Annotated in this window: 12 protein-coding genes; 1 reads left to right on the top strand and 11 read right to left on the bottom strand. The window is 35.0% G+C overall.

Annotated features, from left to right (window positions below):
* Position 1 precedes the first annotated feature (1 nt).
* The gene (locus EKM77_RS06415; RefSeq protein WP_125593238.1) at positions 2 to 2443 is read right to left on the bottom strand and encodes a heavy metal translocating P-type ATPase; all 2442 of its coding nucleotides are present in this window, start codon (positions 2441 to 2443) and stop codon (positions 2 to 4) included.
* A gap of 153 nt (positions 2444 to 2596) precedes the next feature.
* Entirely contained in the window at positions 2597 to 3019 is a 423-nt protein-coding gene (locus EKM77_RS06410) for a CopY/TcrY family copper transport repressor (RefSeq protein ID WP_125593237.1), read from the bottom strand.
* 127 nt (positions 3020 to 3146) lie between these two features.
* Here EKM77_RS06410 and EKM77_RS06405 point away from each other — a divergent pair, with 127 nt between their 5' ends.
* On the top strand, positions 3147 to 3479 hold the full coding sequence (locus EKM77_RS06405) for a nuclear transport factor 2 family protein (RefSeq protein ID WP_125593236.1): 333 nt from the start codon (positions 3147 to 3149) through the stop codon (positions 3477 to 3479).
* Between the two features lie 31 nt (positions 3480 to 3510).
* Here the strand turns inward: EKM77_RS06405 and EKM77_RS06400 are convergent, their stop codons facing one another.
* From EKM77_RS06400 to EKM77_RS06360, 9 genes are all read right to left on the bottom strand, one after another.
* On the bottom strand, positions 3511 to 4803 hold the full coding sequence (locus EKM77_RS06400) for an MFS transporter (protein WP_125593235.1): 1293 nt from the start codon (positions 4801 to 4803) through the stop codon (positions 3511 to 3513).
* Positions 4804 to 4815: 12 nt separating this feature from the next.
* On the bottom strand, positions 4816 to 5400 hold the full coding sequence (gene leuD / locus EKM77_RS06395) for a 3-isopropylmalate dehydratase small subunit (protein ID WP_125593234.1): 585 nt from the start codon (positions 5398 to 5400) through the stop codon (positions 4816 to 4818).
* The gene (gene leuC / locus EKM77_RS06390; RefSeq protein ID WP_125593233.1) at positions 5400 to 6773 is read right to left on the bottom strand and encodes a 3-isopropylmalate dehydratase large subunit; all 1374 of its coding nucleotides are present in this window, start codon (positions 6771 to 6773) and stop codon (positions 5400 to 5402) included. Before leuC ends, leuD begins: the two co-directional genes overlap by 1 nt.
* On the bottom strand, positions 6751 to 7827 hold the full coding sequence (gene leuB / locus EKM77_RS06385; RefSeq protein ID WP_125593232.1) for a 3-isopropylmalate dehydrogenase: 1077 nt from the start codon (positions 7825 to 7827) through the stop codon (positions 6751 to 6753). Before leuB ends, leuC begins: the two co-directional genes overlap by 23 nt.
* A gap of 272 nt (positions 7828 to 8099) precedes the next feature.
* A complete protein-coding gene (locus tag EKM77_RS06380; RefSeq protein ID WP_125593231.1) occupies positions 8100 to 10292 on the bottom strand; it encodes a hypothetical protein in 2193 nt (730 codons plus the stop codon).
* A gap of 173 nt (positions 10293 to 10465) precedes the next feature.
* The gene (locus EKM77_RS06375) at positions 10466 to 12730 is read right to left on the bottom strand and encodes an ATP-binding cassette domain-containing protein (protein WP_125593230.1); all 2265 of its coding nucleotides are present in this window, start codon (positions 12728 to 12730) and stop codon (positions 10466 to 10468) included.
* A 148-nt stretch (positions 12731 to 12878) separates the two neighbouring features.
* Positions 12879 to 15176, bottom strand: a complete 2298-nt coding sequence (locus tag EKM77_RS06370; protein ID WP_125593229.1) for a nitric-oxide reductase large subunit — start codon at positions 15174 to 15176, stop codon at positions 12879 to 12881.
* A 377-nt stretch (positions 15177 to 15553) separates the two neighbouring features.
* Entirely contained in the window at positions 15554 to 16420 is an 867-nt protein-coding gene (locus EKM77_RS06365; RefSeq protein ID WP_125593228.1) for a helix-turn-helix domain-containing protein, read from the bottom strand.
* 261 nt (positions 16421 to 16681) lie between these two features.
* The gene (locus EKM77_RS06360; RefSeq protein WP_125593227.1) at positions 16682 to 17590 is read right to left on the bottom strand and encodes a glycine betaine ABC transporter substrate-binding protein; all 909 of its coding nucleotides are present in this window, start codon (positions 17588 to 17590) and stop codon (positions 16682 to 16684) included.
* Positions 17591 to 17593 lie beyond the last annotated feature (3 nt).

The following is a 17593-nucleotide window of genomic DNA, read 5'->3' as shown; positions in this document are numbered from 1 at the left end:
TTTATTTGGCTAATTTAAAGCCCTTTAATCGTAAAGCATTCAGTAAAACTGATACTGAACTAAAACTCATTGCTGCACCGGCTATCATAGGATTCAGCAATGGACCACCAAACAATGTTAAAATCCCCATCGCAACTGGAATTCCTAAAGTATTATATCCAAACGCCCAGAATAAATTCTGCTTGATATTTCTGATTGTCGCATGACTAAGCTTGATAGCATTTGGAACATCCATTAAATCATTTTTGATCAAAACAACATCGGCTGATTCAATTGCAACGTCTGTTCCTGAACCGATAGCAATTCCAACATCTGCTTGAGCTAAAGCTGGTGCATCATTTATTCCGTCACCAACCATGGCAACGATTTTATCGGTCTGTAGTTTTTTTACCTCATTAGCTTTATCTTCAGGTAAAACTTCACTTAAAACTCGATCGATACCGACTTGTTTAGCAATTGCCTTAGCTGTTTTTTCATTATCACCAGTTAACATAGCTACTTCAATATTCATTTTATGCAGAGCTTCTATTGCTTTAGAACTGCTTGCTTTAATCGTATCTGCTACGGCAATAATTCCCGCTAGTTTATCGTCAATAGCCAAATACATCGGAGTCTTGCCTTCATCTGCTAAATTATCTGAAATACTTCTATCTTGTATCTTAATATTCTTACTTGCCATTAATTTTTCATTGCCCAGCAAAACTGTTTGTTCATTAATTACTGTTTTTATTCCTTGACCAGGAATAGCTTCAAAACTGCTTGTATCATTTAAGGTTAAATTTTTAGACTTAGCACTCTCAACAATTGCTTCACCTAAGGGATGCTCCGATCCAAGTTCAGAACTAGCCGCTAAAGCAAGTATCGAGTCGCTATTATAACCATTTGAAGTAATAATATCCGTCACTACTGGTTTACCTTTTGTAATTGTTCCTGTTTTATCAAAAACAACTGTTTGAATCTTTCTAGATGTCTCTAACGCATCTCCACTCTTGATCAAAATACCATTTTCGGCACCCAGGCCAGTTCCAACCATAATTGCTGTGGGAGTGGCTAATCCTAAAGCACAAGGACAAGCAATCACTAAAACAGAGATCATGATTGTTAAAGCAAATACCCAAGACTGATGACCTAATATCAGCCACATTAAGCCTGACAAAACTGCCAAAGTTATAACAACTGGAACAAAGACACTTGAAACTTGATCAGCTATTTTAGCAATCGGAGCTTTAGAACCTTGAGCATCCTCAACTAATTTGATAATTTGTGCCAAAGCTGTATCAGATCCCACTTTAGTAGCCTTGAATTTAAAACTACCATTCTTGTTCAAAGAAGCACCGACTACTTTATCATCGATTTTCTTTTCAACGGGCATACTTTCACCAGTTATCATCGATTCATCAACACTGGAACTTCCTTCAACAACAATTCCATCAACTGGTATCTTATCACCTGGTCGAACGATCAAAATATCGTTAACTTGAACTTCATCTAAATTTATCTCAATGATTTCTCCATTTTTAACGATATTAGCTGTTTTGGGAGCTAAGCCCATTAATTTTTTGATAGCATCTGATGTTTTACCTTTTGAAACAGCTTCAAAATACTTGCCTAAAGTAATCAAAGTTAAAATTACGGCAGCCGATTCATAGTATAAATTAGTCGCAAAAGTATTATTTCCTAAATATGTCATTATAGTTCCGTATAAGCTGTACAAAAAAGCTGCACTAGTTCCTAAAGCTACTAATGAATCCATATTGGGATGACCTTTAATTAATGATTTAAAACCAACACTAAAAAATTCTCTCCCAAAATAAATAACTGGCAATACTAAAATCAACTGTATAGAAGCAAATGATACCGGATTGGTCATTGGACTTATTAGTTCAGGCAATGGCAAGCCAATCATATGTCCCATTGCAATATATAATAACGGGACGGTGAAGATGGCCGAATACAAAAAACGATTCCACATATTTTGAATATGTTTTTGTTTATAGTCACTCGTATCCTCTTCTACCTTATCTGTTTTGGGTAGGATCGCAGAATATCCAGCGTCACTTACAGCCTTAATAATATCCACTGTTTTTAATTGTGATCGATCAAAATCGACCTTCATTTTTTCACTAGCCAAATTGACATTAACCGCACTAACACCAAGTTTAGAAACGGCTTTTTCAATCGTCTGGGCACAACTTGCACAGACCATGCCTTCGATATTGAAGGTTTGACTAACGACATCCCTAATAATTGCATATCCGGCATTATCAACCGCCACCGCAATATCATTTATAGAGATGGAATTATCATAGTCAACACTTAACTGTTCTGTTGCATAATTTACATTAGCTTTTTTTACACCCTTTAAATTACTAACAGTTTTTTCAATTGTTTGAGCACATGATGTACACACCATTCCCTCAACAGCATATGTACCTTGAGCCAAAATGTCACCTCCGATTACAATCGTAATTCCTCAATGGCTTAAGCATATCACAGTGTCTACAATCGTCAACATCAACTGCAAAAAATTAGGGAAAAGACTAATAAATGCCCTTTCCCTAAATTTTTACATATAAATCCATTATGATTAGACTAACTAACAATCACAACCATCTGGAATACAGTTGCACTCTATTTCTTTGACTGGTGTTTTTTCATTTAAAGCTGTTTGAATTTTATCCACATCAGCTTGGGTTAATTCTGAATTATCGATCAAATAAGCGATTGCAGAACCAACCTTTTTGGCACAAACTTGATTAAAGAACTTTTTAGACGCTAAATCGATAGTATCACTTTCATCCATTGTCGCTGTATAAATAAATTTATTGCCATCTTTTTTAGTTTCAACGATTCCCTTATCTGAAAGACGTCTGAGCAAAGTTTTAATGGTTGCTGGTTTCCAGTCCATTGATTCCCCTAAAATATCGATCAACTCTCGAGATGTGGCTGAATCAAGTGTCCAAATAACACGCATGATGCGCCATTCGGCATCAGTTATATTAATATTTTTTTCTATCATATATTTACCTCATAATTTAATCCTATATTAAGTCTAGCCGATTAACGCCAAAAGGCAAGTTGTTAAAAATGGACTTATTCAAAGTAAAGTGGTTTTATTAAGAAAAATGTTCATTGAGGAGGGTCTTATGGATCAAAATAATTTACCTGAAGCTATTAATAATTTCATTAAATATACAAATGATGGTGATTCTGAAAAATTCATCTCCATTTTTTCTAAAGATGCCACTTTGAATGATTGGGGTAATATTTATCACCAACCAAAAGAAATTGCTATTTGGAATAAGACTGATAATATAGGAAAAAAATCTCATTTTGAATTAGTAGATGCCAAAGAAACTGGTATCGACACTTGGGTAATTAATTTAAAGGTATCTGGGAACGGATTCAATGGAACCAGTCCATTTGAAATTGTTTTAGAGAAAGACTTAATTAAAAGCTTGCAGATCTTACCTGATTAACCCAAAAAGTCGGCTAAAATAGCCGATTTTTTTAGTTTATATTCTTTTGATTAGTTTCATCTCCTAAGAACCAAACAACAGCTCCGGCGAAAATTGCAATAGCACTAATGATCCAAAAGATGACATTGGCACTAGTAAATGACAATAACCAGGCAACCACGATCGGCATAGCGACGGTGAATAGTTTAGCAATCCCGTTAGCAATACCTGACCCTCTAAATCTGAATTTCGTTGGGAACAATTCTGCCACATAAACCGCAACGACGCTTGCCATCAAAATATAAAAACAAGTTGTCAACAAGAATCCTACCAATACGACTGCAAAAACTTGTGACTGCTGTGCATAAACCATTCCAAAAATTGCTGTAAAGAAAAATGCTGGTACGATCGTGAGTTTTCGCCCAATTCTATCCACAAGATAGGCACCGATGGCACATCCCACTGGGGCTCCAAGCATCATTAAGGTTGACAATCCTAGTGAATTACCAATATCGATATTTCTTTGTACCAATAGAGTTGGTACCCAAGAAGTAAAAGTATACTGACAAATGATAGTTGCTGAAACAGCTACGGTTGCCACAAACAAACTAACTACAAATGAATGATGAACTTGTTCATGTGGTTTGATATTTGTATTTTTAACGCTGCTTCCATTTACCTCTAGACGTTCAATTATTTTTTGTGCCTCTTTTGTACGTCCATGAGCAATCAGCCAACGTGGAGATTCAGGAATATCTCGACGCAAATACCAAAGAATTGCTGCGATGACCCCAATAAAGGCAAACATCGGTCTCCATCCAAATCTTGGAATTATCAGCGTACACAAGAGCATCGTAATCGGTGCCCCGCAATTAGCAATCAAAGATGTCGTTGCACACCATTTTCCCCGATTATGAACTGGTGCAAATTCATTGACCATCGAATAGCCTGTTACAATTTCAGAACCAAGACCAATACTAGATATCAATCGACAAATTATCAAAAATGTCATGTTTGGAGCAAACGCACCTAAGAAAGTGAATGCACCAAATAAAATCAAATTTATTTGATATGCCACTCGTCTACCTTTTAAGTCGCCAATAAATCCCGCAATCAATGAACCAATAAATAATCCTAGAAATCCACTCGAGAGAAAATATGAATTCTGTTGAATTGTAGACCAGTTGTTTTTTAATGTAGTACTGGCAACGGCACTTGCCATATAAACATCAGCCGCATCAAGGATCATTCCCCCAGAGACAAGTGCAAATACTTTATAAAACAATGGTGATTCATGTGTTCGATCGATTCTACTTTGAAGATCTGTCGCTCCTTGAATTTCCATAAAACATTCCCCCTAATTAAAGTTTGGCATCTGCTTTTCGTATTGACTGATCTCTTTGTCATATCCCATAGTGATTGCTATATCATCGAGACCATTTACAAACTTGTGTTTCCACAAAGGATCAATTTCAAAATTGAATTTATAGTTTTTATAACTTACTTCTTGGTTAGGTAAATCAACTGTGATTTTTTCATCAGCTGAAATATTAGCTAAAATCTCACGTTGTTTTCTTGGTAAAGAAATGGCTAGTAAACCGTTTTTGGTACTATTCATATAGAAAATATCGCTGTAACTACCAGCAATAACAACTTCAAAACCAAAATCCTTTAAAGCCCAGACAGCATGTTCTCTAGATGAACCACAGCCAAAGTTATCACCAGTTATTAAGATACTTGCTCCTTGATATTCTGATTGATTTAAAATAAATTTTGAATTTGGCTTTCCACCGTCAAGATAGCGCCAATCGTAAAAAAGATTTTTACCATAACCGGTCTTTAAAATATTTTTCAAAAATTGTTTAGGAATAATTTGATCAGTATCAATATTATCTTTCATCAAAGGGATAGCGGTATTAGTAATCATTGTAATAGGTTTCATTAAATTACTTCCTTTCTTATATCAACAAAATGTCCAAAAATAGCCGCTTCAGCTACCATAGCTGGACTGGCCAAATGTGTTCTGGCACCTGCTCCTTGGCGACCTTCAAAATTACGATTAGAAGTTGATGCACAATGTACTCCAGAAGGCACTTGATCAGGATTCATTCCTAAACAGGCTGAACATCCTGGTTCTCGCCAATCACAACCAGCAGCCTTAAAAATCTTATCAATTCCCAGTTTCTCTGCCTGTTCCTTAACTTCGCGTGATCCTGGAACTACTAGTGCCGTTACACCTTTAGCAATATGGTGTCCCTTCAATATATCAGCTGCGATCATCAAGTCTGATAAACGGCCATTAGTACATGAACCAAAGAATACATAACCGATTGGGATTTGCTGTGCTGTCTGACCAGGTTGTAAACCGATATAGTCATAAGCTTTTTTATCATCAGCATTTTTAATTTCTGGAAAAGCTTTATTTATAGGCACGGACATGCCGGGATTAGTTCCCCATGAAACAAATGGGGCCAAATCACTAACGTCAAAATCAATTACTTTATCAAAAGCAGATTCATCGTCAGTTTTAAATTGTTGCCAATACTTAATTGCCTGATCAATTTTCTTAGGGGCGTACTTACGTCCTTTTACGTACTCAAAAGTAGTTTTATCAGGTTGAATGCTGCCCATCTTAGCGCCGCCTTCGATCGACATATTACAAATGGTCATGCGTTCTTCCATGCTCATATTTGAAATCGTATCGCCAAAATATTCGACCGCATAACCTGTTCCAAATGCCACCCCTTCACGAGCAATGATCCCCATGATTATGTCTTTAGAATAAATTCCTTTTGGTAATTTCCCATGTATGTGAATCCCCATCGTCTTTGGCTTAGTTTGCCAAATCGTCTGTGTTGCTAAAACATGTTCCACTTCGCTTGTACCGATACCAAATGCAATTGACCCAAAAGCCCCGTGAGTTGCCGTATGAGAATCTCCACAAACAATGATCATGCCCGGCTGTGTTAAACCCAATTGAGGACCGATGACGTGTACTATACCTTGATCTTCACTGCCCATTCCTGCCAGTCGTACGCCAAATTCTCCAGTATTTTTTTTCAAAGTATCAATTTGTTTTCTAGAAATGGCATCTTTAATATTAAAAATATCTACGGTCGGAACATTATGATCCATGGTGGCAAAATTTCTATCTGGGCATCTAACTTTTCTATTATTTTCGCGTAAGCCTTCAAAAGCCTGTGGTGAAGTTACTTCATGCAGTAATTGCAGATCGACATAAAGTAATTGTGGATCGCCAACTTTTCCTGTAATGACATGCTTATCCCAGATCTTATCGAACATTGTTTTTGACATATTGCTCCCTACTTTCTTTGATATTTTTAATAATTGCATCGGTCACTTCTGTGGTACTACGATCACCACCTAAGTCAGGTGTTACGTTCTTTTCGTTTATTGACTGATAAATGGAAGAATATATTTCTTGCGCTAAATCCTCTCTATCAAAGGAATTGTCCAACATCATCGCAATTGATTTAATCATTGAAATCGGATCAGCTATTTCTTTTCCGGCAATATCTGGAGCTGACCCATGAATAGGTTCATATAGGGCTGGCCCAGATGATCCAATGCTCATAGATGGAATAGTTCCTAAAGAGCCTGTTATTTGAGCTGCTTCATCACTTAGAATATCTCCAAAAAGATTTTCAGTTAATAAAACATCAAATTGTTCTGGTGTTGAAATTATTTTCATCGCCGCTGAATCAACATAACTAGTATCGTAAGTTACTTCTGGATAATGATTAGCGACTTCTTTTACGACCCGACGCCACAATTTACTAGTTGATAAAACATTTGCCTTATCGACTAAGGTGACATGTTTTTTTCGTTTCATTGCCATTTCAAAGGCAATTTTTGCAGCCCTCCTAATTTCTCTAGCGCTATAACGCATAGTATCAAAAGCATCATTTTCAGTTAATTCACTAGGTTTTCCAAAATAGATACCACTAGTAAGCTCCCTAACTATGACAAAATCCACTGAATCGGTAACTTCTATCGGTGAATATGAGATCATTGATCGATCGATTTTAGTTGGACGAATATTGGAAAACAATCCTAATTCTTTTCTAATTGCTAGTAAACCTTCTTCTGGTCTTTTTAAAGCATGATCCCATTTTGGCCCGCCAATAGCGGCTAAAAGAATTGCATCACTATTTTTACAAGTTGTTAAAGTATTTTGCGGTAAAGGTTCACCAACCTCATCGATTGCCGCTCCACCAAAGAGCAGCTTTCTTAATTCGTACTCAAAATCACTATCTTCACTGACCGCTTTTAAAACTCTTAATCCCGCAGACATTATTTCTGGTCCAATATAATCACCAGCTAATACAGCAATTTGATATTTTTTCATTTACTCCTCCTCCGATACAAAAACAAAAAACACCTCATCAATTAGATGAGGTGTAAAAAAAGAGCCCCATCCAATAACGCAAATAGGGCTCGACATTAATTGTCAGAGTCCTGCGTTAGAGTAATAAGGCTAATAAGGAAGCTAGAGATCTGTTTATTTGTACTTTACTATTATTAAACATATTCACTAACCTCCTTTTGTTTTGATTGGTGTAATACTAGCACTTAAAATTAGAGAATTCAACATTAATTTAAAATTATTCACAGAAACTTTTAAATACTGTCTGTTGCTTCCCACGAAATAGTAGAAGTATAAGTACCGGCATAGCTGTTACTTGGACCTCTTACACTCAGCAATATACCCGTATTATTATCCCATTTAGAAGCAACATCAGTAGTTATAACATGATCACTATTTAAATTAGCTGTATATTTGTCTATAACAACTTGTTGATTTTCCATCGGTAATGAGGCTGACTGTCCGTCGTCATACGGTGTGTTATAAAACAGATGTCCACCTAATTCAACTGGCTTTCTACCATCGGTAAAGTACTGATAAAATGGTGTGGCACTAGCTCTTAAAGTCCAACTAGATTTATAACTTTCAACCTTAACATTCCAGTCACCATCTCTCATAGGAGCTTCGCTGTCAGCATTTTTAAAGCTTTTAAACTTATAATTATCTTCAGTTTTGATTTCGACATATTTAGAACGGAAAGTTACATTATAATCAACTGTATTGGATTTTCTTCCATATGTATCAACATAATAAATAGAAGCTGGGTACGCCTTGTCTGAAATTACAAGATTATCAGGACTACTAAAACCATAATATGATTTTCCCGAATTCTCCATTGCTATGCTTTGATCCCCATTTAATCTATTAACTAAATCATCACCTGCGGCGAAATTTGATCTAGCCTCAACATTATTTAAAGTATTAAGAGCAGCGACACTTTCCTCAGAGAATTGATAGTTTGTATCAGAGTAAGACAAACTGATGGGTATATTATAAGTCCCACCTAAGGAAGCATTAGGATTATAAGACCCTATATCATTAGCTCCTAAACTCAAGTTTAGTTGAACATCTGGAACATTAATTACAAACTGTGTTGGATCTGATACGTGACCATTCTGATCTTTTAAAGTAACCGTCACAATATTTTTACCTACTTCTAGGCCCTTATATCCGTGTTTTGCTATGTATTGGTCATACGTGAAGGCTTGTTCTATTAGGGGACTTCTCCCACCCATCATCTTGTAAACAACTGGATCAACCGCAAAATTAAAGGTTCCATTATCATTATAGGTTGCGCTTTGTGAATCTTGAACATTTGGATCATCGGTATCTGCTCGTGACGTTATTTGATAATCTAACGTCAAACCACTTGTCGTTCCATGGGCTTCACTGCCGTCCGCATGTTTGTAGGTACCCTTAATATTAACAGGATCATCATCATTAACTGTATAGCCGTCGCCATCAAATGATTTATCTTTAGTAATGATCAATGAATTGGCAGAAACTTCAACGTTATAAGTCAATATGTTAGAAACAATTGTTTCACCGGTGCTGTTATAGTTTTTCTGAACAATTTGAACAGTGATCGTATGATTTCCTATTGCAAGTGGTTGCATGATCAATGAGAAATTCTTGTCACTACTTGCGGTATCTTGTACTGGTAGCTGATCTACTCCATCAATATTGGTGTAAATGTACATATTTTCATTTTTAAAAGCTATACCGTCATCGTTCTTATAATCCATTGTTCCGGTTAAATTAAAAGTATCCCCATCATATGTTTGAAGGGAACTACTATCAGTAGCGGCAACAATTGAATTTGCTGGATCTTTAATATCAAATTCAGGCGTATTATCTACATTATCATAATTATCAGCCTCGTAAGAAATTTGTGATTTTTCAACTGTTTGGCCTGCATCACCTGCTGTAGCATTCAAAACAATTCTTGCTGAAGCGTAATCTTTACCTGTTCCCAAGTCATCAATTGAAGTCGTTAAATTATTATCGGAATCAACTGCGCTATCTGAAATATCAGTTGTTGTAGTCTTTTTCCCATCACTTGACGTATAAACTATCTTCCCAATAGTTCCAGTACTAAAAGTAACATTTTTGGGCAAAGCAATGGTTGCTTGCATATTGGCAGTTGCTTCACCGCTGTTAAATACAAACATATAATTGAATTCCAATTTATCGCCGGGGTTAACCGAATCGGTATCAACATACGACTGAGCCTGGCTGTCCATAATTGAAGTATTATTACTTATTTTTGATTTTGTCGTTTGATCAACAACATATGCATTAGTGTCTGCTGTTAAAACTGCATCCTGCACACTAATAGAAACCTTACTGTCATCCGCTTTAACTTGTAAACCAGTTATCATAAACAAAGTTATTAAACCAATTAAAGAAAATAAAAGAGGGTATAAAAGTCTCCTTGTTTTAATCATATTACCACCCCATATATACATGAATCATTTCCAAAATAAATCAAAATCATTTTAGAATATCTTATATTAATAATATTATATTAAATATGTAATAAGTGCTTGTCATTTTGGAATATTAATTCTTATAAAAAATGGACGTTAAGCCCTATATAACAACAAAAACCTATAACTTTTTAGTTATAGGTTTCAGAAAAGTAAAGATATTTGGCTGTAACTGATTCATCATTATCGACTAGACCACTAACCAAACCTTGATAGATAATCTCGCCACCACGCGAACCGCCATCTGGACCAATATCAATTATCCAGTCAGCACTGCGCATAACATCGACATTGTGTTCGATCACAATAACGGTATTTCCTTTGTCCACTAAATCATTGATAATTCTGATTAAATTCTTTGTGTCAGAAACATGTAATCCGGTGGTCGGCTCATCTAGTATGAAAATGTTTCCCTTTTTACTTAATTCTTTAGCAATTTTCAAACGCTGGCTTTCACCACCAGAGATCGTACTTAATGATTGTCCCAATGTTAAATAATCCAATCCAACATTTTGAATTTTTTGTAATTTAGATTTTATTTTACTATCATCAAAGAAATCTACCGCCTCTTCAACCGTTAGATCCATAACCTCAACAATACTTTTTTCTTTATATTTATATTGCAAAACTTCCGGTGCAAATCTGCCTCCATGACAGGTTGGACACTCTATTTCTGAATTTTCCATGAAGGACATATTCAACTCAATTACACCTTTACCGTTACACTTTGGACATGCTCCTTTAGAGTTATAACTAAACAAGCCATCTTCAACATCGTTTTTAGAACCAAATAACTTTCTGATATCGTTCATAGCGCCTGTATATGTAGTTGAATTTGAGCGGCTGTTTGCATGAAGCGGGCTTTGGTCTATCACGATAGCATCTGGATTTTCTTCTGCGAAAACTTGTTCCACCAAAGTGCTTTTTCCTGAACCAGCGACACCCGTTATAACGGTGAATAGTCCTTTTGGTACAGTTAGCTGTACGTTTTTCAAATTATGCAGAGTGCTTTTAGAGCTGCTTATGAATTGCTTTGCAGTTCTTGGATGATTATTCATTGGTAAATTATTTAATAAATACTTTCCCGTCAAAGTATCTGATTTTAACAGTTCTTGATAACTACCTGTAAATTGAATTTCTCCACCATGAATCCCAGCTCTAGGTCCTACATCAACTATGAAATCAGCAATTTTAATAACATCAGGGTCGTGTTCGACTACCAAAACAGTATTACCGTTATCGCGTAATTTTAATAAAAGATCGTTCAAACGATGAACATCACGCGGGTGTAACCCTGTACTAGGTTCATCTAAAATATAAATCAAATCAGTTAAACTATTGGAAAGATATTTAACTGTTTTAACACGCTGACTTTCCCCACCTGATAAGGTGGAAGTTTCCCTAGTTAAACTCAAATAATCTAAACCAATATTGATCAAACTAGAAATTCGTTCTTGTAGATTATCGATCAGTTGCTTCATTGATTCGTCAGTAAATTCATTCAATGTTTTCTGTAAATTATCAAGTTGCATGTTAGTTAAATCAAAAATATTGTACCCATTTATCTTGGAATCTAAAACCTTCTTGTTGAATCTAGTTCCGTGACACATAGTACAAGTAGACATTTCGGCAAACTTTTCAATTTTCTTACGGGCACCATCACTCATTGTTTTATTTTCCTGAATATTAGTACGGTAAAATCTCTTAATGATCCCCTCATAACTTGTTTGTATTGAACTACCTTTATAATCGACAGTTATTTTAGTCTCTCCGTTTAAAAGGTTTTCCATTTCGTCATCGTTAAATTCTTTAACAGGTTTGTCGTTATCAAAAAGACCTGAATTCAGGACTGTTTGTAAATAAAATGAATTCTTAGAATACCCTGGTAATAAGATTGCTCCGTCATTTAAGGATTTATCGTAATCTAAAGCAGTATCAAGTTTAACTACATAGCTTCGACCGATACCCTCACATTGCGGACACATTCCTTCGGGGTCATTGAAAGAGAAAGCATTACTGGCATTACCATATTTAGGCTGACCAAATCTAGAAAACAAGATTCTAAATAATGGACTGATATCACTAATTGTTCCTAAAGTTGAACGTGCATTACCTCCTAGCGGCTTTTGATCAATAATAATCGCCGTAGACAAATTATGTATTTCATCAGCATCAGGACGTTTATATTTAGGTAAATATAATCTGGTAAAGCTATTATAAGTGCTATTTAATTGTCGACCAGCTTCTTGAGCAATAGTATCAAAGACAATTGATGATTTACCTGATCCTGAAACTCCAGTAAAAACGGTCAATTTGTTCTTAGGAATTCTTAAACTAATATTTTTTAAATTGTTTTCTCGATCATTCACTATTTCAATAAATTGTGTATCAGTCATTTTCATCCTCCAATATTTTAAGCTTGCCAAAAGGATATTTATCGTATCATATAGTTCAACTAATTTCGAGCAAAAAAAGATCTGAATTTATAAAACAAGACAAAGAAAAATCGCAATCCATTGACTGCGATTTTAAAGTTCTTAATGACTATTTAATTTCATAATCAACTGGATCTATCTTATTTGAAGCTGGTTTCAGGTGGAACATTGCTCTAAAGAAGATTACTAATAATACAACCACTCCAAAAGTGAAGATAAGATCTGGTACTGATCTCGCAATTGTAAGTCCCATAATTACAGGATCTTGATAGAAGGTTGCCAATCTGGCATGCCAATAACCATGCTCAAGAGCATCTTTTAGTTGTAAGAATCCCATTGGCATTAATGTGACAAATACCATACCAGCCAAACCAACATTCATTGTAATACATGCCCATTTGATCCATTTCTCTACTTTTTCAGTCCAAAATTCAGTCTTAGTTAAATGTCTAATTGCAAACAACATAATTGCCACTGAGAAGAATCCATAAACTCCTGCCATTGATCCATGTGCATGGGCAGATGTCCATTGTGTTCCGTGCTCAAAGTAATTAATTGCTGGTGCATTGATCAAGAATCCTAATGCTCCAGCACCAATTGCATTCCATAGACCAGTTGATACTAAGAACATAAATGTCCCTTTGTATGGGAAGTCAGTTGAACTGTCCTTATAAACTCGATAGTGAGTATAAGCTTCCCAAACTAATAGACAAAGTGGGATTACTTCAAGTGCAGAGAAACTTGATCCAAGTGCCAGCCAAATCGAATGATCACCTTGCCAGAAATAATGATGTCCCATTCCGACAACACCTGTACCTAGTAATAAAATAAGCTGGAAATACAAGGCTCTAATGGTTGATTTAATGGTTGTTAATTTCATATCAACTAATAAGTAACCAATCAAAATGACCGCAAATGATTCAAAAATACCTTCAACCCAAAGATGAACGATCCACCATCTCCAATAATCAGCAAATGTTACATGTGAATTGGGAAGAATAAACAGTGAAGCCAAATAAAATGCTGGAATTGCGATCGAACCACAAAGTAACAATTGTAGAAGACGTGAACGGTCCAAATTTTTCTTAATTTTAATAGCTGGTAAAAATCCTCTTAATAGGATAATTACCCATAAAACCATTCCAATTATGAAGAGAATTTGCCAGAATTTACCCATCTCGGCATATTCCCATCCATAATGTCCAAACAACCACCATTTGTCATTAATGATACCTAAAGTTGAGCCCCACTCACCAAGCATTGAACCAGCAACAACTACTAGTAATGCGTAAAATAAAATATCTACCAGTAAGCCTTGACGTTTTGGCTCACGTCCAATAATTCTTGGTGTAATGTATATTCCCGTTGCCAACCACGCTGTTGCTACCCAGAAAATAACTAGTTGCAAGTGCCAAGTCTTGGCTAGATTAAACGGCCAAATATTTTGCAACGGTATTCCAAAGAATGAATTTTCAACATAATAATGCGCTAATAACTCACCTAAGAGAACTTGAACAAAGAACATCAGCATTACAATCAAGAAATACTTAGCAGCTTTTCTTTGAGAGCTTGTTATTGGCTCATCAGTTCGTATTTTCTTTATATCTTTATAATCTAAAGTATATTGCATATCTAAGTGATAACGTTTGTAGAAATAAATTACTATTCCCACACCCGCGACCAGTAAAGCTACTGACATGGCGGTCCAAAGCATAGCTTCTGATGTCATCACATTACCGGCGTCCAGATCATATGGCCAATTATTCGTATATGAATACGATCGATCAGGTCGGTTTGTTGACGATAACCATGCCCCCCAAAAGAAGAAATATGTCATTTGATCAACTTTATTACCTGACTTCATAAAGTCATTAGTCATATTTTTGATCATATTCTCAGGAAGTCCGGCTTCATCCGGATTATTTTTGAATACATCCCGATAGTAACTTGTAAGATACTTTAATCCAGCTACTTGAGCTGTAGTCAAAACTAATTGATCCTTTTTCTCATTGTATCGATTGGTTCTAATTTCCTTTTTAACAACACCCTTAATACCAGATTTCTGTTCTGTAGAAAGCTTTTTAAAGTCAGTATCATATTCTTTATTGGCATAATATTCATCCATACCTTTTAAATAAATATGAAGTGCTTCCGCTGTATAATCTGGTCCAAAATAAGTACCGTTTCCTAGATAAGTCCCATAATCGGTTAAACCGTACTTCTCAAAAACTGCCTGTCCTGAAACTAATTCAGCTTTTGTTACAACTGTTTCCCCAGAACTAGTAACTATTCTTGATGGTCTTGGTGCTTCATTCTTAAAAATCAATAAACCACCGGCTATTAGAATAGAAAATGCTATAACTAAAACAAATAGCAAAATTTTATTCAACTTCTTATAAGAAGCCATATGATCCCCCCTAAAAACAATTCATCAATCTTAAATTAAGTTGCATAAATGTAAATCAATTTACAAACAATGTTGATTATCTCCAGGAACTATTTATATATAAAAAAGTTATATAATTTGTATATTTTATTCTTCAAATGAAGAACGCAAATTAATTTAAAGATTAACTATATCCCTAGAATATAGGCATTTCAGTGATTTGTAAACACCATTTTATGTTAATTAAATTCTTATAATATATAGATTGTGATTATTTTTGGCTATCAATGTAAGCGCATACTTAAATGTCAGGATTCGTAATTTTATTAGCTTGTGAAAGCAAAAAAAAATAAACTAAAAAAATTTAACTTATTTCTTATCTAAGAACAATTTTAATTTTATCTGTCACATTCCTCAATCATTTTATCGATCTCAATCAATTCATTATGATTACGATTAAATTCTGAAAATACTTTAGCACGATTCAATAACCCATGAACTTCTTCATCTGTGCCCTTAGTCTCACAAACATTAACTGCCAACTGTAAATACAATCTAGCAATATAATAAGTCACATGATTATCGGCACAAACTTTAATACCATAATTTAATAAAGTATTAGCTGTTTCATAGTCTTTTTGATTAGAATAGTAAACTCCACAATAGAAAATGATACTTATATAACGCCAAATTTTACTAACATCATCGATCGGCATACCATAGATGTCATTGAAAACTTTGCTGAAATAATATTCACTCTTATCAGAATCTTCTTGTTTAGCGTATACCATTCCCATTCCTGTATAAGCTAAGAAAGTAAAAATAGTTTTACCATCAGGATCTAAATCCGTCAAAATTTGATTAAAATCAAAAACAGCTTCAAAAAGATCTCCTAACTTATCGAGAATGTTCAAATAACCTTTCAAATAGTAATACTGCATCAATGCATCTTTGTCATCTTTCAAAAGATCAACATCAATACTCTTCATAATTTCTCGAGACTTTTTAAATTCACTAGTTATTAAGTTGAATTCTACGTCATTCATTGAAGTAACAATTTTTTTAGAGGTACTATCATTTATACCCATAATATCATCTAATGAAATATCCAAGCGATTACATAATTGAATCAAGATTCGTAACGATGGAATTTGACCATTATTCTCAAACTTGCTTAGAGTTGCTTGGGTACAAACTCCATCACTAAGATTTCTCTGTGATAGCCCTAATTTTTTTCTTCTATCTACAAAATATTGTATGTTCATTCGGCAAACACCTCTATATAAAAATATAATATTCCCATATCTAGAATTATATACTCATCGGTAATCGCTTACCATATAGATCTTGGCATTTATTTAAATATACAATAATTATATTAAATGGGTATATTTATTATTCCTGTTGAGTATTATTTTCTTAGCTGGATATGTTTTTAGTCAAAAATTTACTGCTAAAATACACTACTTCTTCTGTTTAACATATAAAAAGAGCCCCCACGTCCGCCTTGGGCAGATATGAGCGCTCTACTTATTTTTTAAATCTTCGATTGAATTAATATTCTTCATATACTTAGGTACTGCTAATCCAACTTTAGCGCCCTTTAAATTAGGTCCTAAATCTTCAAAGCGTCCTTTATAATCCTTATAATACAATCCAGACGTCTTAGGTAACCATGCACTTACTTGAGCATCGGCTGCTTTGGTTGCAATGGCAGCCCAGGTTGGTTGTTGTTCCATGGCCTGAATGGTTACTTTATAACCTTGATCGCGTAATACTTGTGCGATCACATTGGTAGAAGCAATTTCAGAATCCCAAGCTACATAAGTCATTTTTAGGGATTTCCCATGAACTTTCTTAACGTCTTTAGTCCATTCATTAACTATTTTAGGATTATCTTTGATCCATTCTTTAGCGGCTTTTTGTGGATCCATACCACCATTAACTTTTAGCATAACTTCTGACATTTGAGCGGGTTTCCAATGGAAACGGTCCAAAATTGTATATGCTTCAGGTTTTTCTTCCTTTAATCCTTTACGGACGATCGTATGAATGCTTTCTGCTTTACCGAAAACATTTTTAGGATCTTTTAAGAATTTGATGGGATACTTAGTAAACATCCAATGCGGCTGCCATCCAGTGATGACTATTGGGCGTTTGTCTTTAATGGCCTTATCCAAAGTACTTGTCATGGCTGCTGTTGAACTGGTCTGTAATTGCCAGTTTTTATCTTCTAGTCCATAAGTTTTTAAAGCTTTTTGAGCAGACGACATAATACCTGCACCAGCATCAATTCCAGTAACCGTATAGTTTATTTGTGGACCTATTTTTTCCTTACTATCATAAGGTTTTGTTTGTGAACTGCAAGCTGTGATCACTGGAATAATCAGTAATGTTACAAAGAAAAGACCTAAAAGCTTTAATTTTTTCTTCAAACA

The organism is Companilactobacillus baiquanensis (assembly GCF_003946605.1).
Taxonomy (GTDB): Bacteria; Bacillota; Bacilli; order Lactobacillales; family Lactobacillaceae; genus Companilactobacillus; species Companilactobacillus baiquanensis.
This window is presented reverse-complemented; position numbering and strand designations above follow the sequence as displayed.

Excerpts from the sequence above, each read along its gene's own strand:
- EKM77_RS06410 (WP_125593237.1), bottom strand. The coding sequence starts at position 3,019 with ATGATAGAAAAAAATATTAATATAACTGATGCCGAATGGCGCATCATG.
- EKM77_RS06405 (WP_125593236.1), top strand. The coding sequence starts at position 3,147 with ATGGATCAAAATAATTTACCTGAAGCTATTAATAATTTCATTAAATAT.
- EKM77_RS06400 (WP_125593235.1), bottom strand. The coding sequence starts at position 4,803 with ATGGAAATTCAAGGAGCGACAGATCTTCAAAGTAGAATCGATCGAACA.
- leuD (WP_125593234.1), bottom strand. The coding sequence starts at position 5,400 with ATGAAACCTATTACAATGATTACTAATACCGCTATCCCTTTGATGAAA.
- leuC (WP_125593233.1), bottom strand. The coding sequence starts at position 6,773 with ATGTCAAAAACAATGTTCGATAAGATCTGGGATAAGCATGTCATTACA.
- leuB (WP_125593232.1), bottom strand. The coding sequence starts at position 7,827 with ATGAAAAAATATCAAATTGCTGTATTAGCTGGTGATTATATTGGACCA.
- EKM77_RS06380 (WP_125593231.1), bottom strand. The coding sequence starts at position 10,292 with ATGATTAAAACAAGGAGACTTTTATACCCTCTTTTATTTTCTTTAATT.
- EKM77_RS06375 (WP_125593230.1), bottom strand. The coding sequence starts at position 12,730 with ATGACTGATACACAATTTATTGAAATAGTGAATGATCGAGAAAACAAT.
- EKM77_RS06370 (WP_125593229.1), bottom strand. The coding sequence starts at position 15,176 with ATGGCTTCTTATAAGAAGTTGAATAAAATTTTGCTATTTGTTTTAGTT.
- EKM77_RS06365 (WP_125593228.1), bottom strand. The coding sequence starts at position 16,420 with ATGAACATACAATATTTTGTAGATAGAAGAAAAAAATTAGGGCTATCA.